The organism is Listeria tempestatis, assembly GCF_963575625.1.
In the GTDB taxonomy this organism is placed as follows: domain Bacteria; phylum Bacillota; class Bacilli; order Lactobacillales; family Listeriaceae; genus Listeria; species Listeria tempestatis.
Genome location: NZ_CAUYTK010000007.1, coordinates 37,176 through 64,158 on the forward strand (window position 1 = coordinate 37,176; position 26,983 = coordinate 64,158).

At 36.8% G+C, this 26,983-nt stretch carries 25 protein-coding genes; 10 read left to right on the top strand and 15 right to left on the bottom strand.

Annotated elements, in window-relative coordinates; all coding sequences use genetic code 11:
* The first annotated feature begins 164 nt into the window (after positions 1-164).
* From R8923_RS09610 to R8923_RS09620, 3 genes are all read left to right on the top strand, one after another.
* Positions 165-1,622 (top strand): ABC transporter substrate-binding protein/permease, encoded by a 1,458-nt coding sequence (locus tag R8923_RS09610; protein WP_485872563.1) that lies wholly within the window; start codon positions 165-167, stop codon positions 1,620-1,622.
* Positions 1,615-2,340 carry an amino acid ABC transporter ATP-binding protein gene (locus R8923_RS09615; RefSeq protein WP_485872564.1) on the top strand — a complete coding sequence of 242 codons (726 nt, stop codon included), beginning with the start codon at positions 1,615-1,617 and terminating at the stop codon, positions 2,338-2,340. Before R8923_RS09610 ends, R8923_RS09615 begins: the two co-directional genes overlap by 8 nt.
* 61 nt (positions 2,341-2,401) lie before the next feature.
* Positions 2,402-3,553, top strand: a complete 1,152-nt coding sequence (locus R8923_RS09620; protein WP_485872565.1) for a pyridoxal phosphate-dependent aminotransferase — start codon at positions 2,402-2,404, stop codon at positions 3,551-3,553.
* Here the strand turns inward: R8923_RS09620 and R8923_RS09625 are convergent.
* The 6 genes from R8923_RS09625 to R8923_RS09650 form a co-directional block, all read right to left on the bottom strand.
* Positions 3,540-5,450 (bottom strand): BglG family transcription antiterminator, encoded by a 1,911-nt coding sequence (locus tag R8923_RS09625; protein ID WP_485872566.1) that lies wholly within the window; start codon positions 5,448-5,450, stop codon positions 3,540-3,542. The genes R8923_RS09620 and R8923_RS09625 overlap by 14 nt on opposite strands.
* 73 nt (positions 5,451-5,523) lie before the next feature.
* Positions 5,524-6,966: a glycoside hydrolase family 1 protein gene (locus R8923_RS09630; RefSeq protein ID WP_485872567.1), complete on the bottom strand. Its 1,443-nt coding sequence runs from the start codon at positions 6,964-6,966 to the stop codon at positions 5,524-5,526.
* Positions 6,967-6,981: 15 nt separating this feature from the next.
* Complete coding sequence (locus tag R8923_RS09635; RefSeq protein ID WP_485872568.1) at positions 6,982-7,308, bottom strand: PTS lactose/cellobiose transporter subunit IIA; 327 nt, start codon at positions 7,306-7,308, stop codon at positions 6,982-6,984.
* A gap of 25 nt (positions 7,309-7,333) precedes the next feature.
* Positions 7,334-8,578: a PTS sugar transporter subunit IIC gene (locus R8923_RS09640; protein WP_485872569.1), complete on the bottom strand. Its 1,245-nt coding sequence runs from the start codon at positions 8,576-8,578 to the stop codon at positions 7,334-7,336.
* A complete protein-coding gene (locus R8923_RS09645; RefSeq protein WP_485872570.1) occupies positions 8,579-8,887 on the bottom strand; it encodes a PTS sugar transporter subunit IIB in 309 nt (102 codons plus the stop codon).
* 282 nt (positions 8,888-9,169) lie between these two features.
* On the bottom strand, positions 9,170-9,811 hold the full coding sequence (locus R8923_RS09650) for an HAD family hydrolase (RefSeq protein WP_485872571.1): 642 nt from the start codon (positions 9,809-9,811) through the stop codon (positions 9,170-9,172).
* 175 nt (positions 9,812-9,986) lie between these two features.
* On the opposite strand from R8923_RS09650, the gene R8923_RS09655 reads away from it, so the two are divergent.
* Complete coding sequence (locus R8923_RS09655) at positions 9,987-11,279, top strand: NCS2 family permease (protein WP_485872572.1); 1,293 nt, start codon at positions 9,987-9,989, stop codon at positions 11,277-11,279.
* A 110-nt stretch (positions 11,280-11,389) separates the two neighbouring features.
* A complete protein-coding gene (locus R8923_RS09660; protein WP_485872573.1) occupies positions 11,390-11,656 on the top strand; it encodes a hypothetical protein in 267 nt (88 codons plus the stop codon).
* Between the two features lie 457 nt (positions 11,657-12,113).
* Here R8923_RS09660 and R8923_RS09665 read toward each other — a convergent pair whose 3' ends face one another.
* Positions 12,114-12,305 carry a hypothetical protein gene (locus tag R8923_RS09665; protein WP_485872574.1) on the bottom strand — a complete coding sequence of 64 codons (192 nt, stop codon included), beginning with the start codon at positions 12,303-12,305 and terminating at the stop codon, positions 12,114-12,116.
* Positions 12,306-12,431: 126 nt separating this feature from the next.
* On the opposite strand from R8923_RS09665, the gene R8923_RS09670 reads away from it, so the two are divergent.
* Positions 12,432-12,782 carry a PTS lactose/cellobiose transporter subunit IIA gene (locus R8923_RS09670; RefSeq protein WP_485872575.1) on the top strand — a complete coding sequence of 117 codons (351 nt, stop codon included), beginning with the start codon at positions 12,432-12,434 and terminating at the stop codon, positions 12,780-12,782.
* Between the two features lie 37 nt (positions 12,783-12,819).
* On the opposite strand, the gene R8923_RS09675 is transcribed toward R8923_RS09670, so the two are convergent.
* On the bottom strand, positions 12,820-13,128 hold the full coding sequence (locus R8923_RS09675; protein ID WP_007476542.1) for a metal-sulfur cluster assembly factor: 309 nt from the start codon (positions 13,126-13,128) through the stop codon (positions 12,820-12,822).
* A 74-nt stretch (positions 13,129-13,202) separates the two neighbouring features.
* Positions 13,203-13,955 (bottom strand): esterase, encoded by a 753-nt coding sequence (gene yjfP, locus R8923_RS09680; protein WP_485872576.1) that lies wholly within the window; start codon positions 13,953-13,955, stop codon positions 13,203-13,205.
* A gap of 133 nt (positions 13,956-14,088) precedes the next feature.
* On the opposite strand from yjfP, the gene R8923_RS09685 reads away from it, so the two are divergent.
* The gene (locus R8923_RS09685; RefSeq protein ID WP_485872577.1) at positions 14,089-14,895 is read left to right on the top strand and encodes a Cof-type HAD-IIB family hydrolase; all 807 of its coding nucleotides are present in this window, start codon (positions 14,089-14,091) and stop codon (positions 14,893-14,895) included.
* A gap of 49 nt (positions 14,896-14,944) precedes the next feature.
* On the opposite strand, the gene R8923_RS09690 is transcribed toward R8923_RS09685, so the two are convergent.
* The 4 genes from R8923_RS09690 to R8923_RS09705 all read right to left on the bottom strand — a co-directional run bounded on the left by R8923_RS09690 (position 14,945) and on the right by R8923_RS09705 (position 22,899).
* Positions 14,945-15,307 (bottom strand): YisL family protein, encoded by a 363-nt coding sequence (locus R8923_RS09690; protein ID WP_485872578.1) that lies wholly within the window; start codon positions 15,305-15,307, stop codon positions 14,945-14,947.
* A 48-nt stretch (positions 15,308-15,355) separates the two neighbouring features.
* The gene (gene addA, locus R8923_RS09695) at positions 15,356-19,039 is read right to left on the bottom strand and encodes a helicase-exonuclease AddAB subunit AddA (RefSeq protein ID WP_485872579.1); all 3,684 of its coding nucleotides are present in this window, start codon (positions 19,037-19,039) and stop codon (positions 15,356-15,358) included.
* Entirely contained in the window at positions 19,036-22,515 is a 3,480-nt protein-coding gene (gene addB, locus R8923_RS09700; protein WP_485872580.1) for a helicase-exonuclease AddAB subunit AddB, read from the bottom strand. The genes addA and addB overlap by 4 nt, the downstream gene beginning before the upstream one ends.
* A gap of 147 nt (positions 22,516-22,662) precedes the next feature.
* Positions 22,663-22,899, bottom strand: a complete 237-nt coding sequence (locus R8923_RS09705) for an IDEAL domain-containing protein (protein ID WP_485872581.1) — start codon at positions 22,897-22,899, stop codon at positions 22,663-22,665.
* Positions 22,900-23,129: 230 nt separating this feature from the next.
* Between R8923_RS09705 and R8923_RS09710 the strand changes: the two genes are divergently transcribed.
* Positions 23,130-23,726, top strand: a complete 597-nt coding sequence (locus R8923_RS09710; RefSeq protein ID WP_485872582.1) for a competence protein ComK — start codon at positions 23,130-23,132, stop codon at positions 23,724-23,726.
* Between the two features lie 263 nt (positions 23,727-23,989).
* On the opposite strand, the gene R8923_RS09715 is transcribed toward R8923_RS09710, so the two are convergent.
* On the bottom strand, positions 23,990-24,337 hold the full coding sequence (locus tag R8923_RS09715; RefSeq protein ID WP_485872583.1) for a helix-turn-helix domain-containing protein: 348 nt from the start codon (positions 24,335-24,337) through the stop codon (positions 23,990-23,992).
* A 233-nt stretch (positions 24,338-24,570) separates the two neighbouring features.
* Here R8923_RS09715 and R8923_RS09720 point away from each other — a divergent pair, with 233 nt between their 5' ends.
* Together R8923_RS09720 and R8923_RS09725 are read left to right on the top strand one after the other, a co-directional pair.
* Positions 24,571-24,828: a CD3324 family protein gene (locus R8923_RS09720; RefSeq protein WP_485872584.1), complete on the top strand. Its 258-nt coding sequence runs from the start codon at positions 24,571-24,573 to the stop codon at positions 24,826-24,828.
* Positions 24,829-24,960: 132 nt separating this feature from the next.
* Positions 24,961-25,608, top strand: coding sequence for a FusB/FusC family EF-G-binding protein (locus tag R8923_RS09725; protein WP_485872585.1), 648 nt, complete (start codon positions 24,961-24,963; stop codon positions 25,606-25,608).
* Positions 25,609-25,757: 149 nt separating this feature from the next.
* On the opposite strand, the gene R8923_RS09730 is transcribed toward R8923_RS09725, so the two are convergent.
* Entirely contained in the window at positions 25,758-26,915 is a 1,158-nt protein-coding gene (locus R8923_RS09730) for a GNAT family N-acetyltransferase (RefSeq protein WP_485872586.1), read from the bottom strand.
* Positions 26,916-26,983 lie beyond the last annotated feature (68 nt).

Genomic DNA, 26,983 nt, shown 5'->3' on the forward strand with positions numbered 1-26,983 from the left:
TTTCAAAATTTCTATATTGACTCTTCTATTCTAATATCGCTTTCTAAATTTTTCCGAGCTTTTGAGATTAAAATAATTTCAGAAAAAACATAAAAAACCGTTGCATATTTAAACATTTTAATGTATTATTATTACATCATTAAGACAAAAAAGGAGTTATGCACATGGTACAGAAAAATATTTGGCAGAAGCTCGCAGTTATTGGACTGATTTTTCTTTTTATTTTTTCAAGTTTTATTCCTGCACAAGCAGCTTCAGACAATTCTTTGCAAGCAATTAAAGATAAAGGGACGCTTGTCGTTGGCTTATCTGCCGACTATCCACCTTATGAATTCCACCAAACAATTAAAGGGAAAGATAAAGTAGTTGGCTTCGATATTAGCATCGCACAAAAAATTGCAGATGATATGGGTGTTGAACTCGACATCAATGAAATGGGCTTTGATAGTCTTTTAGGGGCTTTAAAAACTGGAAAAATTGATTTAATCATTTCGGGTATGTCACCAACACCTGAACGTCTGAAAGAAGTTGATTTCTCAAATCCATATATGACCGTACAGCAAAAAGTTGTTGTTCGAAAAGCCGATGTGGATAAATTTACGTCCACACAAGACTTTAATGGCAAGAAAGTCGGGGCACAGAAGCAAACCACACAAGAAGAGCTGGCTCAAAACGAGTTGACGGGATCTTCGGTCGTTTCACTTCAAAAAGTACCTGACCTGATTTTAAACTTAAAGAGCAATAAAGTAGACGGTGTTGTGCTTGAGGGACCTGTTGCAGAGGCTTATGTTAGTCAAGATAAGGCACTTGCCATTTCTGATATTACATTTGTAAATGGCGAAAAAGAAACAGCGATTGCAATGCAAAAAGGAGCAGCCTCGCTCAAAAATCAAGTAAACTCATCTATTCAAACGATTAATGATAAAGGTCTTTTAAAAGACTATCAAAAAGAAGCAAATGAGTTAATGTTTCAAAAGGGTGGCTTTTTTGAACAGTACGGAAGTTATTTCGTAAAAGGAACACTTTACACGATTGCACTTGCTGCGATTGGCGTATTTTTCGGGGCTATCTTTGGGGCATTTCTTGCACTCCTTAAACTCGCAAAAACAAGATGGTTGCGCTGGCCAGCCACTTGGTACATCGAATTTGTTCGTGGTACCCCGCTACTTGTACAAATTTTCATTGTCTTTTTTGGTACACAAGTTTTTGGACTGAATTTAACTGCCTTTATTTCCGGTTGTATCGCATTATCCTTGAACAGTGCTGCCTATGTAGCCGAAATTATCCGTGCAGGTATTTCAGCTGTGAATAAAGGACAAATGGAAGCCGCTCGCTCACTTGGCATGACACAAGGTGCGGCAATGCGTTACATTATACTTCCGCAAGCAATTAAAAATATTCTTCCTGCACTTGGAAATGAGTTTGTAACCGTCATTAAAGAATCTTCCGTTGTTTCTATCATCGGTGTCAGCGAGCTAATGTTTATGACCGGCGTGGTTCAAGGCGCAAGCTTCAAACCATTCATTCCGCTTATCATCACATCGCTCATCTACTTTGTTTTAACGTTCAGCTTATCAAGACTGCTTGGCGTTGCTGAAAGGAGAATGAAAACTAGTGATTAAAGTCAATGATTTACACAAATATTTTGGGAAAAATGAGGTTTTAAAAGGAATCGATTTAACTATTCAAGCCGGAGAAGTGGTGGTGGTCATTGGCCCCTCTGGAAGCGGCAAAAGTACTTTCCTTCGCTGCTTAAATTTGCTCGAAACACCGACTAGCGGTGATATTTTATTCGAAGGAAAAAATTTACTTGCAAAGGGAACTAATATCAACAATTTACGCCAAAGGATGGGCATGGTCTTTCAAAACTTCAATTTATTTCCGCATAAAACGGTACTTGAGAATTTAATGCTTGCACCTTTAAAGGTCAAGGAAGAGAGCGCAGATAAAGCAAAAAAACACGCAACTGAGCTTTTAACTAAAGTAGGGCTAGCAGAAAAAGCAGCTAGCTATCCGTCAAGCCTTTCTGGTGGTCAACAGCAACGTGTGGCTATCGCTAGAGCGCTTGCAATGGATCCAGATGTTATGTTATTTGATGAACCTACTTCCGCACTCGATCCTGAAATGGTCGGCGAAGTGCTAAGTGTTATGAAATCTCTTGCAAAAGAAGGAATGACAATGGTCGTTGTAACCCATGAAATGGGCTTTGCCCGTGAAGTGGCAGACCGTGTTGTCTTTATGGATGCTGGTATCGTTCAAGAAATTGGCACGCCAGAAGAAATTTTTGGCAATCCACAAAATGAAAGAACAAAAGATTTTCTAGGAAAAGTACTCGCTTAATGCTACAATACAAGAAAAAGGGATGCGATATGCGTTCCTTTTTCGTTAGGGAGATGACATAATGGATAAAAGTTTCATTAGTGCAAAATGGCAGGAAACACCTGTTAATATTTTAGCCGATATTGGTACACTCGCAAAAACAACGCCGAACATTTTGGACCTTTCCATTGGGGATCCGGATTTAATTACAAATCAAGCAATTATCGAAGCGGCTTTTACAGATGTTATGGCGGGACATACGAAATATACCGAATCTGGCGGTGATGTCGAATTAATTGATGCCATTCGTGCTTTTTTCAAGCGTACATACGATCTTTCTTTTGAACGCAATCAAGTTCGTGCAACTGTAGGTGCCTTACATGGTATGTATTTGGCACTACAAGTAATCACAAACCCAGGCGATGAAATCATCATCCACGAACCTTATTTTTCACCGTATAAAGATCAGGTTTTAGCTGCTCTTGGCGTACCGGTCATCATTCCTACTTTTGAAAAAGACGATTTCATGATTCATATGGATATTTTAGAGGCGGCCATCACTGATAAAACGAAGGCGCTTATTCTAAATTCGCCGAACAACCCAACTGGCGCTGTTTTTTCACATGAAACGCTTGAGAAAATTGCGGAGCTTGCTAAGAAACATAATTTTTATATCCTTTCTGACGAAGTGTATGACGGTTTTAGTTTTTATGAACCTTTCACACCAGTAGCACGCCTTGCTCCGGAAAATACGATTACATTTGGTAGCATGTCGAAAAACTTTGCGATGACGGGCTTTCGCCTTGGCTATATGATTGCGCCAAGCTATATTAATGAAGCCGCCAAACTGGTTAATGAGGGGATTACCTATTCTGCGCCCACTCCTTCACAGCGTGCGGCGATTTACGCGCTAAATCACGCTGAAGAACTCATTCCTGAGGTCTCAAAGGTCTTCCAAGAAAGGCTAGAATATGTAGCAAAACGGGTAGAAGATATTCCCTACTTGTCTCTTCATCCTGTGAAAGGCTCGATTTATGCGTTTTTAAATATTACAAAGACAGGGATGGATTCGGTAACTTTTAGTGAATATTTGTTGAAAAAAACGCAGGTTCTCGTTATTCCGGGACGCGCATTTGGTGATGGGGGCGACAATTATGTCAGGTTAGCCGCAACCCAAGACCTAAAAACACTGGAGGAAGCCTTTCGTCGCATGGAAAAACTTACATTTCATTAAAGGCATGTTCTGACAGCATTTTTAATTTTAAAATAAAGTTTTCAAACGTTTCTGTTTTGGTTAGTTCACGAACATAGCGCTTTTCAGAAATAAGTTCTACAATTTTCTCCAGAAAATCATTGAATTCACTTACATCTGGTTTGCTTATTGCAATTAAAAAGATTAAATGTACCTCTTGTTTTGCCCATTTAATTGGTTCTTGTAGTGTCATCACGCCCACACAGCTTTTTTGTGCAACCATTTTCATTGCATGAGGTACAGCAGCTCCAGATGGGAAACTTGTTGGTGACATTTCCTCACGTTCAAGAACGAGACTTTTAAAATCTAAGTCCACATAATTTTGTAAAGCCATTTTTGATACAAGTTGTTTGATAATACCTTCTTTTGTGTAGGAGGTTGGATCAATTTGACCAAAGAAAAGCGCTTCGTCAAAATACTTATCGATATAACGAAACATTTTTTCTTGGTGCTGAAATTTTTTTATAGCAGTTACTCGGTGTCGAATTTTTTCTTCATCTTTTTTCGTTAAAAAGGGATGAACTAAAACGGCACCTGGGTGTTTTATTAATATGTTACGATCTGTTGTAATTATAAAGTGAGGCTTCCCTACTTCTATTTGGTCCGTATTACTAGTAATTTCAATTTCATCTACATAAAGTTTTTCGATTTTCTTGTGTAATTGCTTCACAATCTCGGGATATTCATAAGAAATCAAAATGACCTGTAGCTCCGCTTTATTGTTTAATTCAGCTTCAAAATAGGCGCCAATGTGTAAAGCGATAAAGGAGATTTCGTCGTCATTTAATCCTATGTCAAGTTGTTCTGTAATATGCGAAGAAATAAATACCGAGATATCATAAATGAGCGGATATGACATTTTAATATCGAGTAAACTACTATTTCGAGTGTAATTATTGACTTTAGATCGTTCGTACAAATTTTGAACGTGTAGGGCGAGTTTATTTAAGAAATCCTCGTTATCAAATTTAATTAAATAGGTTTCTTCTACTTTTTGAATAACTTCTTTTAAGATAAGTATGATTTTTTCATCTACAAATTGATGAATAGAACTTGTATTTAGTTCCCCTTCCTGCCGTAAACCAACAAACATAATGGAAAGTTGCTCGATTTCACCTTCTGAAAATAAGATGGCATATTTTTTTTCTAATTTTCGTGTGATTTTTTTTGCGATTTGATACTCTAATGCATCCCTTTTTAAGGCTGTTGAAAGTCGATTTTTTAGTATGTATCCCCCGCTAATCCGCTCAATTGTGATTGCAAAATGCATAACTAAATTATTTAAGGAATATTGATTCATTTTAAGCCCATATTCCAGTGCGGTTTCTTTAATATCCGTTTCTAAATCTAGCAATGAAATATGACCAATCATTTCCTGAATATTTTTCTTTAAGTCATTTTGTGCGCTTCCCTCCTCATATAAAACTGAAATCATAAATTTGCGTTTTGCTTGTTCAGAACCTTTTAAAAAGAACACATCACCTAATGTTTTAACAAGTAAATTACTTTTTGCTAGTTCTTTTTTAAGCTGCTGAATATCCGTTTTAAGTGTAGACTCTGAAATATATAATTGCTCGGCCAAATCAAAAATATCAACCCCTTCCCCAGAATTTTCAAGGAGTTCACGAATAATATAAATCGCTCGGTTTCTTTTTGTAAGCTCTTCTGCACTTTTCGCATTTAAATAGGCCGGGTATTGGGCGAGATTAATTTGATACCCCTTGTCGCTTGAAATAATGAAGTTAGCTGTTTCTTTGTTCATTTTCGCCACATGATTTCGGATTGTGCGTGTCGTACATTCGCAAACGCTCGCTAGTTCCGCAGCTTTCATCCACTTCCCTGAGTTATGAAGTAGTGTTTCTACTAAAATTTTCCTCACGACATCCTCTCCCCTTTCAAAAACCCTAAAGAGGTCTAGCATTCATAAGAATTTTTAGACCTCTTTCCTTTCGTTATAAACTTTCGCCATTTGTTTCGATGACATTTTTATACCATGCGAAGCTATCCTTTTTCATGCGCTTACCTGTTCCATTTCCCTCATTATCAAGATCTACATAAATAAACCCGTATCTTTTTTCCATTTGAGCAGAAGAACAGCTCACAATATCAATCGGTCCCCATGCACAGTAAGCAATTACGTCAGCCCCGTCTGCCATCGCATTTTTCATTTGTCTAATATGTTCACTTAAATAGGTAATCCGGTAATCATCATGGATTTGTCCATCTTGAATTTCATCATACATCCCAAATCCATTCTCTGCGATAATAATTGGTTTCTCATACCTATCCCAATACTCTGAAAGCGAATTGTACAACCCTAAAGAGTCAACTGCCCATCCCCAAGGATTTGCCTTCAAATTAGGATTTTTTGAAACAGAATCTGGTTTTAAACTATTATTTTCTGAGTTAACCATTTGTGAATAATAATAGGAAATAGCGAGATAATCCATTGTATTTGCTTTTAAAATTGCCTTATCTGTTTCTGTGATGTCAACATGAATACCTGCTTGTTCAAAGTAATGCAGTGCATACTGCGGATAGTAGCCTTTAAACTGCACATCCGTATAAAAATATTGCATACGGTTACGTTTAAGCGCCAAAATGACATCATCTGGTTTACATGAATAAGGATAGGCTGTCGAGTCTGCAACCATTGTTCCCATTTGCATCTTTGGATTTATTTCTCTTGCATATTGTACAAGTAGAGCGCTAGCTACAAATTGATTGTGCACAGCTTGGTAACTTGCAGACTCATAATCGGTCACTATATCATTTGGAATCGCCGTTGAATTAAAAGGCTCAAAATGAATTAAATTGATTTGGTTAATCAAAATCCAATACTTCACTTTATCTTGATAGCGATTTAATACCACTTTACCGTACTTCACAAATAAATCAATCACCTTGCGATGGTGCCATCCCCCGTAATTTAATGTAATATCTACCGGTGTCTCGTAGTGAAGAAGCGTAATAATCGGTTCCATACCAAGTGAGAGAATCTTATCAATCAAAGCATCATAATACTTTAAACCAGCTTCATTAGGTTCGCTTTCTTCCCCAGTTGGAAAAATTCTTGTCCAATCAATCGATGTACGAAATGTTTTAAACCCCATTTCATGAAGCAATTCTAAATCTTCTGGGTAGGTGTGATAAAAATCAATACCTACTCGCTTTGGATAGTACCCCGCTTGGTCAGCTATATTTGCTTTGACTTCGGCAAGTGACATCCCAGCATGTTGCTTCTCTCCAATTTCGGCGTTTGTTTTATCCGGAAAATATCGATGAACATCAGCTAAACTTATTCCTTTACCATCTACTTGATATGCACCTTCCGCTTGATTGGCAGCAATAGCGCCTCCCCACAAAAAGTCTTTTGGCATTTGATATTTTTTCATCCTAACTCCACCTTTCTATTTTTTTGATAAACTTTCAAATAATTTCACAAGATGTTCCCCGATTAAAATTTCACTTTGAACGGTCATTAGTGTGTCTTGCGCATGGCAAAACAAGGTTGAATAACGAACTTGTTCCCCAGAAGCTTCTTTTTGCAGCGTCTCCGTTTGAAGCCCATGTGCAATAACAACTTCTTCTTTTGCTTTTTGAATCGTTTCTTTTGCTTCATTAAATTCTTTCTTTTCTATCTCAGCAAGCGCTTTTACAAAAAAGTCACGCGCACTTCCTGCATGGACTAAAATATTCATTGATAATGTATTTAGCTCATCATTTTCTGGCACCATTTTATTCTCTCCCGTCTTTTCTTACTTATAATGAAAGGCTTTCGTCTTGCTTTTTTTTAAGCAGTGAGTTGTCATACGCCTTAAGAAATGGTAAAAATATAAACCATGTGATTATAAAAATAACGATGGCTAAAATAACCGCTCGGAAGTCTTGCGTAGCTAGGTAAGAGGTAAACGGATAGGGCATATACCAGAGTAAAAATGTCTCAGAAGGAATGTTTACAAATCCGAAATACATCGCACCATAGGCAATTGAAGGGACAAGTAACGCATTAATCCACATCGGAATCATTAAATACGGATTAAAAGCTATCGGTGCTCCAAAAACGAGTGGTTCATTTATATTAAAAATAGAAGGAATAATCGTCGCCTTTCCAATTGCTTTTAGTTGAGCTGATTTTGTTAGAAAAACCATCATTACAGCGAGCGCTAATGTCGTACCAATCCCTCCCATTGAAGAAAAGGCGTAACACGTTTCTTGTGTAGCGATATTCGTTGCAGCAAGCCCTTTATCCACAAGCTCCGAATTCGCCGCAAGTCCTGCCATATAAACGGGATAAACCACCGGCATCATGACCCAGCCAGAAATACCAAATGTATAGAGAAAAACTGGAATAAAGACCGATAGAACAAAACCAGGATAAGATTGAACAATTTTAGCCAGCGGACTAAACACCCAGATTACAACTTCAAAAAAGTCAATTTGGAATTGAAATGTGATAAGCCAACCCACAAGTAAAATAAAAGTAATTGGCAACAAGCTGTTAAACCAACCGACCACAAAATCAGGTATTGGTGTATCTTCTTTAAACAGGGAATGTTTTGCTGCAAAATTCATAACCGCTGCAACAAAGAGGCCTGTAATAATGGATAGAAACATTCCTGATGCTCCGAATCTTGACAACGTAAAAATGATTTCCCCCTCGTTTACAAAAGATGGACTAATAAGCATTAAAAATAAAACGAGTGAGGTCGCACCTGAAATCAATTTCCCCGCATTGTTTCCCTTCTTTTCCATTAAATAATAAGGAATTAAAAATGCGACAACCAAGCCAAACATCCCAAACGAGAACGTACTAATCAAGGAGAAATCTGGCATCTTTTTAAAAATATTTTTCAAAAGGGAAATAATCGTAATGAGTGAACCTACAAAAACAAGCGGTAGTGCTGTCATAATTGAGTCCTGAATAGCGGCTATCCAAGGATTTTTAACTATTTTATTGACTTTAGGTGCAAAACGATTGGTCATAAAATCCATTACTTTTTTCATCTACGCTTCCTCCATTTTTGTAATAAGTTCTAAAGCAGCTCCCCCGTTTAAAGCACCATAAATACTTTGTGGAATAATATCTACTAAAATCGTCTTGTCTGTCGTCTTATCCTTCAAATCCTCCAACATATACGCCAAATGCGGTCCGATAAGTAAAATATCTGTTGTGTCGATATATTCATCTAACTGTGCCTCACTAATGGCCTTCACCGAAACTGCTGTTCCATTTTTTTTCGCTGCCTTTCTAATTGCCGCTGCCATAAAACCACTTGATGCCCCTGAACCGCAAATCAATAATATACTTTTCATTTCCTCACTCCCTTTCTTTTGATACCTTCAATTTACGCTCTAGCGGAAACGCTTTCAATTTTTTTATTTTCCTATATATAGGAAAATAAAAAAGCAAGAATCTTGTATACTCATTCATTTGAATGATTTTATACGAAGATTCCCGCCATTTCATTTTTTAAATTCTCTCTTTCCAACTAAATATTAACACCAAATTAGCGAAGCCTAGATAATACTTGATTTTTCCAATTATTTTGCCCATATAGTAGTTAGAGTATGGCAAAAGAAAACAGTGCTTTTTTACTACCGAAATACATCTGGAAGAGGGATATCCTCAAACCGAGCATAGGTTTTCACACCTGCTGGAAATGTAATTTCACGTGTTGCTTCATTTGGGACAACGATGACTTTTATGCCAGCTTCTTTTGCAGCTAGCGTGCCGTTTAATGAGTCTTCAACAGCGTAAGTATGCTCACTTCCCGCCCCTAATTCTTCTATCGCCTTTATGTAAAGTTCAGGATGCGGTTTAATATTTGTTACATCATCAGCCGTTTGGATGCTAGAAAAATGCTTTAATAAATTAAATTTTTCTAAAACGGGAATGACCCAATCGCGACCAGAGCTGGTTGCTAGACCAATTTTAAAGTTATTTTGAACCGCATAATCAAAAATATATAGGAATCCTTCTCTAAGTTCTAAATCATCTACGCCGCTGTGCAAGCGTTCTGCAATATGAGATGTAAATTTTTCTACATCAAATTGTCCAGCTGTTTTCTCTAACAAATACTCATGTAATGGTTCTTCTGATGTCCCAATTATAGCTTGATAAATATGCGTGGGAATCGCGATACCATACTTCTCCTTTACATAACGCATTGTTTCCTCATGCCATAAATTTTCCGTATCAATCATCGTTCCATCAAAATCAAATACAATTGCCTTCAAATTGTGCCCTCCTTGTTTTTGGAATCCCTTTCATTGTATCATATTTCACTTTTGGGCGGTAGAGTGGAAAAAATCACCAAACTACACTTGCTTTTTTACTAAAAAACGAATATTATTGTATGTGTAATAGTTATTGTTCGTAAATAACATTAATTAAAGGGAGTGTCACTATTTTATGTTTCAATTAAAAGCTAACGGAACCGACGCCAGAACCGAAATCATCTCCGGTTTTACAACTTTTTTAACAATGGTGTATATTATCGTTGTTAACCCCGCTATCTTATCTGCCGCGGGTGTGCCGTTTAATACAGTGTTTATGGCAACCATTATTTCTGCTGTTGTAGGTACCTTATGGATGGCTCTATTCGCCAACTATCCTATTGCAATTGCACCAGGACTCGGCATGAACGCCTACTTCGTCACTGTCGTAACCACTCAAAAACTCGACTATTCCGTAGCATTCGCGGCCGTTTTTGTCGCAGGCCTTATTTTCTTACTTCTTTCACTGACACCGTTTCGGGAGAAAATTATTACGTCTATTCCGCACAACCTAAAAGCTGGTATTACCGCCGGAATTGGCTTATTCATCGCCTTTCTTGGCTTTCGAATGACTGGCATTATCGTACAAAACGATTCAAACTTGGTCGGTCTTGGAAACCTACACTCGCCAGAAGCTCTGCTTGCTATCGTAGGTTTACTTATCACCTTAATCTTCCTTGCTTTAAATGTAAAAGGAGCTTTATTCATCGGTATGATTGCAACAGGTATCATCGCCTTTTTCACAGGCGAACTAAAATTCACAGATGGCTTTGTAAAATTGCCACCGATGCCTGAATTTGTATTTACAAACCCGCTTAATGCATTTTCAGATGTTATTACACACAGCCTATACGCGGTCATCTTATCATTTTTACTTATTACCATTTTTGATACAACTGGTACAATGATCGGCGTAGCCAAACGTGCAGGTTTAATGAAAGGCGAATCATTGCCAAATGCTAAACAAGCTCTTATGGCGGATGCGGTCGCAACTACAGTCGGCTCTGTTTTCGGAACAACCCCAACAAGTGCATACATTGAATCGACAGCAGGCGTGGCAACTGGCGGACGCACTGGTTTAACGACGCTAACAGTTTCGATTTTGTTCGTTATTTCCGCCTTTTTCGCACCACTAGTTGGCGCTGTTTCAGGCATCTCAGCTATCACAGCTCCCGCTCTTATTATTGTCGGAAGCATGATGATTGGTGCAGTCAGAGAAATTGATTGGGATACGCTTGATGAGGCCTTCCCTGCCTTTCTTGTTATTCTAGCAATGCCACTTACTTCAAGTATTGCCATTGGACTTGCATTTGGTTTCATTTCTTATCCGATTTTAAAAGTATTCACTGGTAAATGGCGCGAACTTAACGTATTTCTTATCGTTATCGCTGTGCTATTCTTCATTTTAGTAGCTTTCTTACCTCATTAATTCGAAAGAAGCCAACAGTTTCTACCGAGACTTTTGGCTTCTTTTACTAGACAAAAAAAGCTACATTTGCTATAAAGAAAGTAATCTTAATTTAGAAAAGGATGACTACTTTGTACTTAAAATCATTTTTAGCTGGCACTGGTTTAGCTTTACTTATCTTTTTAGCTAGCTTTCTTTTACCCAATTATACACTTTCAACCTTATTTTCATTTATTGCAGCACTTCTTGTGTTCGCTTCCATTTTCTGTTCGGCCTTCGTTTCTTTAGGTGGGCGAGACGGCAAGCAAAAACGACAAAAACAAATGCAATGGAGCATCATGTTCGCCATTGCAGCAGTTCCAAATTTTATTGGCTTTATTATTAGTTATTACTTTTAAAGAGAGAAGGTTCTTAGCCCTTCTCTTTTTTATAGCAAAAAAAATACGCTGAATGAAAATTCAGCGTCGCCATCATGTTCATCAGTTTATGCATAACGGGATGAGGCATAAACAGAACTACACGGCAAATGAGATGAATGAAAACAAATAATGGTTCGGTGTCAAAACAGATGATTAACAAACGTTAATCTATTGGAAGATGGATACACCGAAAGCCATTATAACCATGATAGGGTCTTATCCCCATGAAAACAAAATATATAATTTTACTTTCATCAGGATAAAACTCTATACTTTCATTGTACTATTCTTCTCAAAAAAATCAAGGGAACAAACTGTGTAAACTTTGTGACCAATTTGAATAATTCTTTTGTAAAAATAGCACCTTTTTATATATTATCTAAAAATGGAAAAAAAATCGAGTAAAAACCCTTATTTTTTTATAAAAATTTTTTTGTTAATCAAAAATAGTAATCAAAACGCCGCCAATAATAGCGACAATAGGAATCAAAACCCATACTTGTCCGCCAAGTAATCCTCTGTTTTCATTCGGATGGCTTTCCAACTCATGGACTTGTTTTTTCAATTCGAAAATTTCAAGCTCTAGATCTTGAACCTTATCCTCTAGCTCATATAAACGCTCCTCCACGAAAAACCCCTCCTTCTCAAGATATCTTCATTATAGACAAAAAAACGCCTCACTAAATCCATCTATAGGCTGATTTATTCACTTTATTCTGCTAAAATAAAAGAAAGTACATGTTGAGGTGAGATTATGGGGATTAAAACTGAGGAAGCCGTTGTTAAAATGATTTTCCATGGTGGAAACACACGAAAAGAAGCCTTTAATGCAATTGATGCAGCCGAAAAATACGATTTTGCATCTGCCAACGCACACTTAAAAGCGGGTTTTATTGAATACCAAAACGGCCATAGCTGGCAAGTCAAATTAGTTTCACAAAAAGAAACCGAAAACACCGCGCCTAGCTTTTTATTAATTCACGCTCAAGACCATTTAATGACTGCAAACACCGAATTAAGCCTCGCTAAAAAGCTAGTTAATGTTTATGAACGTGAGTCTGCTCTCGTAAAACGAATTGAACAGCTTGAAAAAAACCAAAGCTAGCATTCCGTAATGAATGCTAGCTTTGACTTTTTATTATTTAACGGATGCCCAGTGCAATTTTAGCATAACGCGACATCCGGTCCTTCGTCCAAGGTGGATTCCAAACGATATCAACATTTGTATCTTTAACTTCTGGAATATCACTTAATGCTGCATGTACTTGATCTGTCAGTACACCAGCAAGCGGGCAGCCCATTGTCGTCAGTGTCATGGTGACCGTGCATAGACCGTCCTCATCTAAATCTACATCATAAACTAAACCAATATTGACAATATCAATTCCAAGTTCAGGGTCAATTACTTGTTCAAGTGCGCCCATGATATTTTCTTTTAGTTCCTCATCCACTAGGTATGAACCTCCTTTTAGCTGTTTGTAAAATTATTGTATCATACATGAGAATCATTTTCACTATCATTGTTCTAAAGATGCTTTTCGAAAAATGCTACACCAGCCTCTATTCCTTCAATACTAACTTTATGTTTTGCTTTTTGGTCAACAATAAATTCTACATTTTGATTTAGTTGTTGTTCCACTAATGTTTGAAACAACCTTTCACTATAAGCAAATGGAACAACATCATCTTTTTTCCCATGCCACAAAAGTAATGGGCGATTCTTAATTTTTTCAAGCTGCTCACTTAAATCATATGGGTTCAGCGCAGCAATTCTGCTTTCAACATCAAAAGGAAACTCTAATCCGTACTCTACAGATTGTTTGACAAGCGCTTTGGCAAAATGACCATAATAAGCACTTCCCATCAAGCTTACAACGACTTTTACCCAGTCATATTTCGTAAGTATCCCAAGAGAAGTAATGGCACCCATAGATACACCACCAACACCAATCTTTTCCTTATTCGTAAGCCCTCTTCGGACAAACTCATGAACTATTCCATCTAGTTCTTCAATGTTCGCCTGTACTGTATCCCAAAAATACATCGCTTGATCTTCCTCGCTAATTTTTCCTTTTCGTTCCCCGTGAAACTTCGCATCAGGCAAAATTACTCGAATTCCTTTTTCAGCCAAAAAATAACCATATTGAAGATACAGCTCTTTTTGGGATTGAAAACCATGATAAAAAACTACAGTTCTAACCTCTTCTATACTATGTTTTTTATCCACAATATGTAAAACCGGAATATCTTTTATTTTTTCATGAAATACTTGAATCAATTGTGTAGCCTCATTTCTATTTGTTTTTCCTATCGATTATCAAATTTCTTTCATTTACAAAGATTCTTTTACAGTCTATCATGATAGTAGATTACTTTAACAAAAATATCCAACTTAATTAAAGGAGCTAACTATGGATAAAAAATTAATTGTACTTGATTTAGATGGCACAACCTTAAAAGATGATCAAACCATCTCAAACCGAACAAAGATAGCCCTTGAATCAGCACGGAAGCTTGGCCATGAAGTGATGATTGCAACCGGCCGTCCTTACCGTTTGAGTAGCTTTTATTATAGCGAACTAGAACTTACAACACCTATCGTTAATTTTAATGGTGCTGTCTTACATCACCCACTAAACGCAAATTTTCAAGATGGCTACCACGAAGCTATCGACTTAAACATCGTTAGAGAGATTCTTGACTATTCTTACCAACTACCACTCGCAAATATTGCTGCCGAAGTTCAAGATAGCGTGTTTTTGGAGCGTAGTGATGATACCGTACCTGAAACATTTCATTTAGGTGTCCATAACATGATCGTCGGAAATATCCGGAACGCGATTAACGCCAACGCAACTTCACTCCTTTTCTTTGGAAAAAGCGAAGAACTAACTTTAATTGGTAAACATCTCGATGAGCAATTGTCAGATGTCATTTCCTATCACACATGGGGCGCAAGCTGGCCAGCTGTTGAAATTGTAAAATACGGCATTCATAAAGCCGTCGGAATCCAAAAAGCAGCAAAATCACTTGGTATCTCACAAAAAAACATTATTGCCTTTGGTGATGAAGCAAATGATTTACAAATGTTGGACTATGCTGGCATCGGTGTTGCAATGGGAAATGCAGTCCCAGCTGCCAAAAACGCAGCCAACACCGTTACACTTTCTAACGAAGAAGATGGTATCGCTGTTTATTTAGAAGAAAATATTCTATAATCACTGGACTAATGAAACTTTAAAAAGTATTCATTAGTCCCTTTTTATTCTAATTAAATAGCGGCGCCCCGCCAGACAGATAAAAACCAAGCGATACCGTTACAATAACTGCCACAAAGAACAGCGCAAAAAACATTCCTGTTGGTTTTTGCTTTTTACGGTAACTAAGCAACATTTCAATCACTCCAATGGTAAGAAGCCCCATTAAAATTTTAAAAATCGCAATAAGCCAACCTTTTTCAACACTAAATTGAATCATCATAATACCACTAAAAATAACAAGTAAATAGAAAATACGATTAATCATGGCAAGCATTGTGAAATTTTTCTCTGACTTTGGATACACAATAAATGCTGCAATCGTCAACACAAAAATAGCCACCCAAGATATTAAATGTAGATATCCCCACATACAAATTCCTCTTCTCTTTTAAATTATTTTTTATCCCACACAAGCTCCTCAAAAATCCAGTATTTCCCCTGAATCAAAGAAATATAATGAAGCTTGTTTCACAGGCAAACCAGTAATAGCTTGCACAGCTTCGCGATACAATTCTAGTTGAGTATGATAACGACTACGCATCGTTTTTTCTAATTGATCCTTCGACGCATACTTCCCCTTAGTACGATCCGTCTTAAAGTCAATTAAAACAATGCCATCCTCTTCTACCAACATACAATCCACTACACCTTGGATTAAAATGGTGTCCGCATCGTCTGCACCTTCAGACACCCGCTTAGCAGGAAGCTGATACACAAAAGGTACTTCCTTAGCTAATTGATCCACACCCTCAACCATTTTTTTACCCAGTGCTGTTTCAAAAAAAGCAAGAATTTGTTGTTTTCGAATTGCTTTTCTTTCGGCTTCCGTTAATTTGTAATCTGCCACCATTTCATCTAAAAGTTGATTTAACTCTTCTTCATCAGGTACCATTTCAAACGATATCGCTTGCATAACCGAATGCATTGCCGTTCCAATTTCGGTACTACTCAATTTATTTTCCTGCATAAATTTTGGTCGCTTGAGTGAAGACTGTTTTAACGTTTTCAAAAAGCGATCATCACTAAAACTATCTTGAATTTGAAATTGCCTCTTTAATTCCGTAACTGACTGCTTCGAACGGGTTTCAGTTGCCACTTGCTTATCATATTTAAAGGAGAAAATCTCAGCAATTTGTCTTTCTGCTCCGCCAGAAAGCGGGACTTCTTCAAGCGTTTCTAGTGACTGCAAATAGGCTTGGGCTTGTTCATTAACGAAATCATCTGTTAGACTTTCTTTCTCAATAATTGTAACACGCAATTTCATATCTGTTGGCAGTTTTGTTCCAGCAGTTTTATTGACTTGTTCTGCGAAATCAGGATGGCGCACTAACGTCTGCAGTATCCAATCGAGATAAGTTCTTGCCTGAACTCTAACGCTTGGTGGCAAAGTCCAGTCAGCAGTTTCTGCAATTTGAAAAGTATTTTCTAGTGTTTCTTCCCATTCTGGAATGGTTCCAATAATAATCAACTTCTCCTCTGCCCTAGTCATGGCAACATATAGGACACGCATTTCTTCCGCAATCATCTCATTTATTTTTTTCTTACGAAAGACTTGTTGCATGATTGTCGGATAAGTAATTCGTTTCTCAATATCTGTAAAACTTGATGCAAATCCAAAATCTTTATCCAGCAATACTTTACTATTAATGTCACGCATGTTAAACTTGCGTCCCACTCCTGCCAAAATGACAACTGGAAATTCCAAGCCTTTACTTGAATGAATCGTCATCATTCTTACAACGTCCTCTTTTTCGCCTAATACCTTCGCTGTACCAAAATCATCGCCACGAAGCTTTAGACGTTCTACGAAACGGACAAAACGAAATAGACCACGAAAGGCTGTTTTTTCATATTGTCCTGCCCGCTCATAAAGCGCTAGTAAATTGGCTTGTCTCACTTTACCACCTGGAAGTCCACCAACAAACTCAAAAAAGCCAGTTTCTTCATAAATTTGCCAAATAAGCGTTGTTAGATTCTCGCGAATAGAAAGTTCTCGCCATTTTACTAGTTTTCCTAAAAAAGTCTGTATCTTTTCAGCAGTTTGGTCAGGTTGTTTCGCATATTCTTCTAATGCATCGAAAAAATAGCTGCGTTTTCTTGTCAGCCTGACAGCGGCAAGTTCTTCTTCTGATAATCCAATAATTGGTGAGCGTAAAACAGAGGCTAGTGGAATATCTTGATAAGGATTATCTATAATTTTAAGTACTGAAATCATAATGGACACTTCAATCGCCTCGAAATAGCCACGCTGACTGGATGCATAGAAAGGAATATCTTGTTCTCTCATAGCTTCTTCAATGTCAGGTGCGCTAGTCATAGCTCTTGATAAAATAACTATATCTTGGTAGCGGATTGGTCTAAATTGCTTCATTTCCTTATCAAAGATAGGAAATCTTTCATCTATCATTTGTTTAATCTTCCGAGCAATTGCACGTGCTTCCAGCTGATTTTTCTGCAACTCATCTTTCGATAAAGCCTCTTCTTCTGTTTCGAGTGATTTTTTCTTCATATCCACCACTATAAGTTCTGTTTCAGCATTCTTATGTTCTTCAAAATTGGCACCAAGCACAAGTTCTGCCGCCGAATCATATTCAATTTCGCCGACTTTTTTATCCATAATTTGCTTAAAAATAAAGTTTGTAGCATTTAGAACTTCAGCTCGACTTCTAAAGTTTTTAGCTAGATCAATGCGTAAACCGGTATCTTTTCCGTCTAGTCGATACTTTTCATATTTCCGCATGAATAATGTAGGTTCAGCAAGACGAAAGCGATATATTGATTGTTTTACATCCCCTACCATAAATAAATTTCCATCTGCTTCGCCAGAATAGGTTACATATTGCAAAATGGTTTCTTGCACTAGGTTAGTATCTTGATACTCATCAATTAATACTTCTTGATAGCGGGTTTGAAGCTCTTTTGCCACAAAGGATGGTTTACCATTTTCAGATAAAATCGCAAGTGCCAAATGTTCCAAATCATTAAAGTCAAGAACACCTTTTCTTTCTTTTTCTTGAAAAAACTGTTCGGAAAAATGCTCGACAAGTTGAATGAGTGTAGCAATGTCTGGTTTCATCTGCTCTAAATCGTTTAAATATGCTTTTTCTTCACGTTTAAACCAATCTACTGTTGTATCTTGAATATATTTTTTAGCGCGATCTCTAGCTTTTTTGGCTTGTTTAACTAGCTGTTCATCGACTTCCTCTTTATTTTTAATCGGCTTTAAACGACCAAAAGCGACTTTTGAAAACCCCTCGCGCAGTTCGGCCCAGTCCCCATCAAGTAGCGCCGTTAACGCTTCTAGTTCAGCAATATCTTCAGTGAAGTTTGTTATATAGCTTTCTGGTCCCCCAGCCATTTTCGAAATACTTATCCCTTGCTCGAGCGCATCTAAAGCTTGTTGAATGGAGAGCTGAATATAGTTTTTGATTTCAGCATAAAATGGTAAATCAGCTATTCCTTGCAAATCCTTCGTTTCATAAAAATTAACGAGTGCTTTTAACCAACTTTTAGGGTCTGGATTCGCTCTTGAGAAATCGTATAGTTTCGAAATGACCTCTGTTAAATTTTTATCCGATCTGTCGTCAGTTAAACTATCCACAAGATGAAAAAAATCTTCATTGTTCGACTTCGCATATTCTTCCTCAAGTAGCTTGTCTATTACTTCATCTCGTAACATCATACTTTCAATGCTATCCATCAACCTGAAATCTGGGTCAACGCTTGCAATATAATAATATTTACGAATTAAATCTAAACAAAATGAATGGAGAGTTTGGATCGATGCATGATTCAAAAGTGCAAGTTGCTTCTTCAAATGTAATGAATCTGGATTTTGTGTTAAAGCATTCTCTAGCGCTTGCCCTACTCTGTGCTTCATTTCAGCAGCTGAAGCATTAGTAAATGTGACAACAAGTAATTCATCAACATTACATGGGTTTTCTTCATCTTGTAGCCGTTCAATAATTCTATTTACTAAAACAGCCGTTTTCCCTGATCCTGCTGCTGCAGCTACTAGAACATTTTGTCCGCGCGCGTGGATGGCTTGCCACTGTTCATCTGTCCATGTTGTATTTTTTGGCTTAGCCGGCAATTGATTCATTGACTTCCCCCTCCTTCTTCTCTCATTTTTTGAATCATTACTTCTGGTTTTTCAGACGATAAATATCGATACTTATCACTTTGCGAACCTGGATCGAATTGGCATACTGAACGAAACGGACAAAAGTTACACGGTGTTACTTCTTTCAAGTGATAAGGGTTAATCGTTACCTCACCATTTAAAATCTTATTCCCAGCTTCTTTATACTTATGACGAACAAAATGACGCATGGCTTCAAAGTCTTCTTTAGAAGCTGTTTTTGATCGTGCGCTAAGTGTATTATCTTTTTTTATTTCAGCAGGAACAATTAAAGATGCTCCTCCGTCCTTAACCGAGTTATCCATAAGTGACACAGCAAGCGGGTCTCCTAAAATAAGTCCTTTCATCTTAAAGCTTTTCTGTAATTCTTTAGCAAGCGCCTCATCAGCTAATGGATTGTCAGTACTAACAAGCTTATTATGCATGTGAAAATAAAGAACACCTGCTGGGTCGGCATCGCTTCCTACTAATTTTTTAGCATTTGTGACAACAATATCTAAATACGTTAGCATTTGTAATGCAAGCCCGTAATAAATTTCTGGAAGTTGCAAGTCTCGGGCGCTAGATTTATAGTCAATGATTCGAAGATAATTTCGTTCGTCAGTACTCGCATAATCAATTCGATCAATGCGTCCTTGCAAGAGCAACTCACGCTCTTTTTCTAGTGGAATCTTCATTGCTGGGATACTCTTCCCGATACCAAAATCGACTTCTAAGCCAAGTGGTCGGAATGAACTTTGCTTTGCTTGTTCATTTAGAACATTTGTCGCACGCAAAATAATGGCCAGTAATTTATATTGGATATACGCCATTCTGTTTGAGCTAAGAAGTATTTCATGTTGTAGTTTTGGTGCTAAGTAAGCCATCGCCTGATTCGCTAACACTTGGCAATCATTTTCAGAAAGGGAACCCCAATCTAATCCACGTTCTTTTAACTGAATGGATATCCATTCCATCGCTCCATGAAAAATTTCTCCCATATCTACAGCCTGCAACTGATATGTTTTTCTTTCTTCAAGCTTCAAACCATACTGAGCAAAATGCTGAAACTCACAACTAAAAAATTTCTCCATACGTGAGACACTAGCATGAATTTTATCACCAAATAATTCTGCGGCTGTCTCTTCACTCAAGCTTGTTGTATTATTTCGATAGTTTAAACTTGCCAGTACTTGTAGTGCTAGTTTATTTTTACTTTTAATAAAAAAGTTATAAACATCCCACCAAATGGGCGCAATCTTATATCCTTGTTTATACATTTGTAGTTGAGTCGTAAGGAAGCCAAGCACACTCACTTCATCCGTAATGTAACCCATTTGCTCTTTTTCTGATAAAAGTGATGGGTCACTTAAATATAGTTCTTCTTTTAAAGCTGGGAATACCGTTTTTATTTTACGTACATAATTAGAAGCGGGAAGTAATTTCCCTTCAGAGTCCGCAATTGGATAACTTAAATAAAGCCGGTCACTTGCGGCTGTAAATATACGGTATGCTATAAATTCTTCCTGAATAAGCGACTTATAGCCCATTGTTCTTAGAGCAATTCCATCATTTGCCATGCTCTCTCGCTCATCTTCTGAAATAATACCCTTATTAGCCATTTTTTTAGGAAACGTACCATCATTAAGACCAATTGCAAAAACAATTTTTTCTTCCAATAAACGAGCTTGTTCCATATCAGTGACAATAGATTGATCGAGAGATGGCGGAAGTAACGAAAATTCCATTGATTCAAGTCCCGTCTGAATAATTTCAATAAAATCATCTAGCGACAACACAGTATCTCCTAATAGCTCCACAAACTCATCAAGAAGTCCGATAACTGCATGCCAAGCTTGTTCATGCTGACGAGAAAGTTCAAGTAAACCTTCCTCGTCAGCGCGAGCTCTCCATAGCTCAATACGTTCAGCAACATTTATTTTTTCTAAATAAGCAAATAGACTCTCCGCATAGTCTTTACCCGTATTAGCTGTTTTAAGCTTGTCTTCGAGAAAAACAAGTGGAATTTGAATGAGACTACGAACTTCATTAATCTGTTCTTCTATTTCAAGTTCAGAGTCTGTTTGAGTATGGATATTCGTTTCAAGCCCGCGAATTCGTAGGTAGGTCCACTTGTTGCTTTTCATAAAACGTGATCGGTTAAAAATACCATTTTCTAATAAATAGTTCTCAAATAAATCTACTTTTTTTCGGTAAAGATTAGCATCTTTTTCAATTGGAAAGAAAAATTCAGTTCGAACCGCCTGAAAAAGTGTTTCATACTGCCAATTTAGCTTGAGTGCATCTAAACTAGAACGAATAAATTCAATCAAAGGATGTTTCGCCATCGAGCGTTTTTTATCCCAAAAGTAAGGCAACTTATGTGCGCCGAATACAGAAGATATAGTTTCTTCATATTCAGCCATATTACGAACCAAGATGGCACAATCTGAAAAATGATAGTTTTCCTCACGAACCAAGCGTTTCACTTCGCGAGCAATCCCCTCAATTTCAGAATGTCGATTATTTGCTTGATGAAGGCGAATTCCCGCTATTTCCCCTTCAAATTTTGCAGATTTATTTTGCCCCCAAATTGCTTCAAGGTGAGCAAGATCCGGATGTTTCAATCGCTTATTATCATTTAAAAATAAAAGTGATTTTTCATGTACACCTAAATGATTTGCCGCTTCTCTGATTTGTAGTAAAGACTCCCTAGTTAGTTCAAACATATCAAAATCATTTAATTGCCCAGCTACAGCTTCTTTGCTGGTCGTCAAAGTAATTTGCACTTGCTTAGCAACTTCCATAAATTTTGAAACTACTGAAACTTCTTGCTTTGAATATGTGTCGAAGCCATCAAAATAAATAGAAGCATTTTGAATATATATGCTTTTGTCCATTTTCTCAATTAACAACCGTAAATAATCTTCATTTTCAAGAAATTTTCCGAATAATTTCTCTTGATAACGTTCATAGATTAATGAAATGTCAGCCAATTTTTCACGCATTGCAAAATCATTTGCTTCTTCAGACTGTTGTTTTAGCTCGGCCAATTCTACTTCGTACTGCTTTATTTCTTGGAATAAAGTTGTTAGTTCTTTGTAAAATCCTCTTTTGTTTGATGCTCTCCCAAATAGCCTTAACTCTCCAGCCTCTTCTTGAACAACTTGTCGTACAAGCATTTCCATACCAGAATTGGTTAGAAACACCCGAGAAAGCCCGCCAGTTTCTTGTAATACTCGCCAAGCTACACGACTGAAACTGTAGACCTGGATGTTCATCATACCTTTAAAACCTGTTTGTTTAAAAAGAAATCGTTCCATTTGATACGTCATTTGATCTGGCACAATAAGAATTTGATTCTCATGTGGATTTTCTAAAGCTCTTTTTTTTATTTGCTCAATCAAAAAAGTTGTTTTGCCACTCCCAGCCCTTCCAGTTATAAACTGTAAGCTCATACCCTCACCACCGAACATATGTTTTGTTTTATTTTAACCAAAATTACTATTTTCGTCTAGCATTATTTTAGAGCCTATTTATAAAATTTTAAGCTCTACATAAAAAAACTAAGGTCAATACTTCTTTACCTTAGTTTTTCATAAAATTCACTGAAATGCTAGCATTTCCTTTTGAATCTCATTTATTTTATTTGTAAGCTCAATGAATTTTTTTTCATCCTTCTTATCAAGAGCGACATCGACTTCTTTTTTTAACTGTTCCACTTTCCTCTGATCTAGGAGCATCGTCATGTAGCACTCGATAAAAACATTTGTTAATTCTTTTTCTCCTTTTAAAATACCAACTTGGTTCATTAATGAGTTTGAAAAATCTCGCATTTCCACGACTAATCACTCCTTTCACTATGATATGGTGAGAATAGCTCTGAAAATTCATAATTTGGCTTCAAAAATTACGCTACCGCTTAAAAATCCGACTTTTCCAAAATATACTGACTCCTGTTTTTTTCTGTGCTATAATTACGAAAATAGTAACTCCTAAACTTCGATGTTTTGAAGTAAGCTACTTCTTTACATAATTAAAAAAGGCTATCAAGAGAAAGGGATGTATGAAAATGGAAAACAAGAAAGTAGAGAAGCAAATCTATGAGGTGAATCCGCACACGATGATTATTTTGCCACATTCGGCCGGAGGGCAACTATTTTCGAGGGTAATTGAAATTGGGTCTGACTCTATTTCTAAATTTACCCCTTTTGAGTTAATTAAAACTAGTTGTAAATTTTTTGGTGCAAATTATGATGGTAGAAGAGAGGGTACTAAACACTTGATTGGCATCACACATAAGTCGCCAATCATTATCGATCCAATTTCTTTTACCTACACCTTCCCGACCGCTTCACCGGTGAATCCAAATTGTGTTTGGGTTTTTCCCCAACATATTAAAGAATATCACGGGACAAAAGATAACCAGACATTGGTACAGTTTGCTAATTTCGAAACAATAAAAATTGATGTTTCTATTTCCTCTTTTAATAATCAGGTAGCACGTACATCAATGTTGCACATGAAATTTTCACAAAAAATGCGTATGATGGAAACCCAATTCCCTTACAATAATTCATTCTTTCCGCCATCTGGAATTGTGGCTGAACCTTTCACATCATATAAAACATCACCAAAAAATGGGCCACATAATCCGTTCGTGGAATAAAAATTAGCGAAGTTATTAAACTTCGCTACAGCTTGAGGAAAAACTTAAAGTTTACACGAAACAAAACGTTCCACGCAAAATCAGACTGCTACTAAATGGTGAGATTCTAGGAAAAGCCGAGTACCAAAGCGGAGCGTACTCAAACATGTGATGACTTAAAACAGGCGAAGCGTGGTTTGTCAGACCATGTGAAAAGTTATGCGAAAGGCATCTTAGTCGCCATGAGCGACGAAGATTACCATTTGTCATCAGTCAATATATCATTATTTTTGATTTTCAATAACACTTGAAATATCTTTAAGTAATTGTAACTCTTTTTCAGAAAATGAGTAAGGTAGTTCTAAATACCATTTTTCTAGTTCTGGATTTCCAATTAGCGGAAATGCATTAACAGAATTTTTCTCTCTTAAACCAGCTACATCATCGAGTAAAAATTCTGTGGTTGTACCTAATGTTTCTGCTAATTTGGCTAAAATAAAAATGGGTGGTTTATGTGTTGCATTTTCATATTTACTAATTGTCGAAGGTGTCACACCAATTTTTTTAGCAAGTTCTTTTTGTGTTAGTTGATTTTTCTTTCGTAGATTGATTAACTTTTCACCAAAGTTCACTTCAACCACCTCTTTTCTACATTCTATTATAGCAATGTCAGAAAAAGAATTCGACATTTGTTAGTTACTTTTAGAAAAAAATTTTAAAATTTAGGAGGTGATCAGCATGTCTGCTAATATAATGCTGTTCCATGCAAAGCCTGAAATGGCGATTCTTTGTATGGATTATTCTTAATCGCCAATACTGGGCTTTGCTACTTATTTATTAATTAAATAATAAAGGAGCTAGCCTTATGAAGTATCAAACTGTTGAAAATATATTACCTGAAAAATTAATTCTTGAAATTCAAAAATATGTAGATGGGGAATTTCTGTATATTCCTGTACGTTCAAAAAAAGCATGGGGTAGTGAATCAGGAATTAAATCGCGACTAAAGGAACGCAATACGCTTATAAAACAGGATTTTGAGATTGGTTCTTCCATTCATGAACTCGCTGAACGGTATTTTTTGTCCGAAAGTACAATCAAAAATATTGTTTATCGAAAATAAAAAAGTAGTTCAGCTTATAATTTACGTAGCGCAAAATCATTCTAGTCATATGTCTTATTTGACTATGAATTATTCTTAGACTATATTTTAAGTGTTCTTTCATTGTAAAATAAGTTTTGGAGGTGATTTTGTATGGAAGCATTTATCGAAAATCACGTGTTAAATCAGATTTTACGTCAAGCAAAGCATGTTCTTGATGCTGAACAAAGAGTAAATGATATTAAAGTAAAGCAAGAATTTGCGTACTACTCACTGAACAAAGTTGAAACGGCTTTTGAATCTTTAACAGCAGACCAATTAGAGCTTTTAAAACCGCTTGTTTCTATAAAAAATGAGTCGGATTACACGCATTTTAAAGATTCGCTTGAACCATATTGCATTCCGTTTCACGAAACTTCTGATACACAGTTAAAAAAAATGTTTAAAAAGGCAAAGAAACTCCACCCGCCTCAAGTAAGTCCTGATTATTTTTCACATCTGACTTATTTAAGTTGGTACGATAAAGGTAGTATGAAAAAATTTATTGTTCGTGAAATTGATGGAACAATGCGCGGGTTATCTGGAAGTTTTTTACCTAGTCCGCAAAAGGGAATTTGTCATTTCTGTCACCATATGGGGGCTGTTGGTCTTTTTACGGTGGATGTTAAAACGGATACGAAAAATCATAATTACAAAGCGCTTAGCAACTATGTTTGCCAAGATGAGGAAATTTGCAATGCGCACATTACGGACACGGAAAAATTGGACTTTTTGTTTGATTATGTTCGTGGCAATAAATAGAGTTTGGAATATAAATAAAAAATAGGCAAAAATCCAGTAAAATCCATTTTTGAAAATGGCATACTTACTGGATTTTCGCTTGTCTACTTTCTTTTTTATAAAACAAAGCCTCATTATATCCAAGCTCTATTTGTTACCGTCTTCACGATTTAAAATCCATCATAAAATCGAGGCTTCTCATTTGGAATTGCTGCTTCAAAAATGTCCACAGTTTCTTTGTCCGCAACAATTTTCTTATAGTACACCAATTCATTTGGCCGCATAAAACCAAAAATCATTTGACTAAATGAACCAATATCCGTTTTTAAAAGTAAATCGTTTGGCGCTGTTTCTACACGCCTTACTATGTCACCTATTTCAAAAATCCCATTATTAAAGTCTGCAACATCATTTTCAATTTGCACATAGACAGTTTTTTTCGTCTTGAATGAAATCTCGTTTAAAAACATTTCAACATCCACAATACGCGCCATCCAATTGAATTCCGTCTGAATGGCAAGTTGCGTCACATTCGGCAAAAGAAGTGCAATTTCATTTGGCGTTCCAAAATGAGTCGCCCGAACTGTTTTAAACATTGAATCGTGGCTTGAAACAAATGCCCACAATTCGCATTCTGCTTCGTAGTCGAGTGCAATTAGTTCATGTATCACCATTTCCGACTCTTTAAATGTGTACATTACGTATCCTAATGGCTCATTTTGTTCATTTCGAAATAGCGCCACTTCATTTGTATAGCCGCGCCGCATAAGACGGCTCCACCATGCATCATCTCGCACAAGCATGCCATGATGGATATGAGCATATTTTTCGTAAATTGCTTGTACATCTTTGAAATCTGCTTGTTTTGAACTCGTACGTACAATTTTTCCTTGCCCGCTAAAACGCCGTAGCACATTTTTTAGTTCTAGCGTTGCGCTAATTTCATTCGCCACAAGTCGATACCCAAATTTTTCATAAAAAGAAATATCAAAGGGGTGCAAATAGGAAACAAGTTGACCAGATTCTCTCATCTGATGCAGCGACTCCGTCATGAGTGCCCGAATGAACCCACTACGCCGATTTTCTGGGAAAATAGCAACATAGGCCACGCCGCCCATTTTGATTTTTTGCCCTAAAAATGAAATTTCCAATGGATACGTTATAACTTGAGCATTTAGCTTGCCGTCTGAAAACGCACCTAATCTTGTTGCTCTATCCATCCAAAACAAAAAATCTTCTTCGCCGCCGCGACCTGGAGTTCGAAAAGCATAGTCACGCAAGCTTTTAATTTGGTGAATTTCCTCTTCCATAATTTTCCGAATTTCCAAATGAATCCCTCCTATCCTTCTTTAGTGTATCATGTTCTGATTTAGAATTCTTCTTACATACTACTAAT

What these genes read in the sequence shown, in the direction of transcription:
- R8923_RS09610 (WP_485872563.1), top strand. Translation starts at nt 165, where the DNA reads ATGGTACAGAAAAATATTTGGCAGAAGCTCGCAGTTATTGGACTGATT.
- R8923_RS09620 (WP_485872565.1), top strand. Translation starts at nt 2,402, where the DNA reads ATGGATAAAAGTTTCATTAGTGCAAAATGGCAGGAAACACCTGTTAAT.
- R8923_RS09630 (WP_485872567.1), bottom strand. Translation starts at nt 6,966, where the DNA reads ATGAAAAAATATCAAATGCCAAAAGACTTTTTGTGGGGAGGCGCTATT.
- R8923_RS09635 (WP_485872568.1), bottom strand. Translation starts at nt 7,308, where the DNA reads ATGGTGCCAGAAAATGATGAGCTAAATACATTATCAATGAATATTTTA.
- R8923_RS09640 (WP_485872569.1), bottom strand. Translation starts at nt 8,578, where the DNA reads ATGAAAAAAGTAATGGATTTTATGACCAATCGTTTTGCACCTAAAGTC.
- R8923_RS09645 (WP_485872570.1), bottom strand. Translation starts at nt 8,887, where the DNA reads ATGAAAAGTATATTATTGATTTGCGGTTCAGGGGCATCAAGTGGTTTT.
- R8923_RS09655 (WP_485872572.1), top strand. Translation starts at nt 9,987, where the DNA reads ATGTTTCAATTAAAAGCTAACGGAACCGACGCCAGAACCGAAATCATC.
- R8923_RS09670 (WP_485872575.1), top strand. Translation starts at nt 12,432, where the DNA reads ATGGGGATTAAAACTGAGGAAGCCGTTGTTAAAATGATTTTCCATGGT.
- R8923_RS09685 (WP_485872577.1), top strand. Translation starts at nt 14,089, where the DNA reads ATGGATAAAAAATTAATTGTACTTGATTTAGATGGCACAACCTTAAAA.
- R8923_RS09690 (WP_485872578.1), bottom strand. Translation starts at nt 15,307, where the DNA reads ATGTGGGGATATCTACATTTAATATCTTGGGTGGCTATTTTTGTGTTG.
- addA (WP_485872579.1), bottom strand. Translation starts at nt 19,039, where the DNA reads ATGAATCAATTGCCGGCTAAGCCAAAAAATACAACATGGACAGATGAA.
- addB (WP_485872580.1), bottom strand. Translation starts at nt 22,515, where the DNA reads ATGAGCTTACAGTTTATAACTGGAAGGGCTGGGAGTGGCAAAACAACT.
- R8923_RS09710 (WP_485872582.1), top strand. Translation starts at nt 23,130, where the DNA reads ATGGAAAACAAGAAAGTAGAGAAGCAAATCTATGAGGTGAATCCGCAC.
- R8923_RS09720 (WP_485872584.1), top strand. Translation starts at nt 24,571, where the DNA reads ATGAAGTATCAAACTGTTGAAAATATATTACCTGAAAAATTAATTCTT.
- R8923_RS09725 (WP_485872585.1), top strand. Translation starts at nt 24,961, where the DNA reads ATGGAAGCATTTATCGAAAATCACGTGTTAAATCAGATTTTACGTCAA.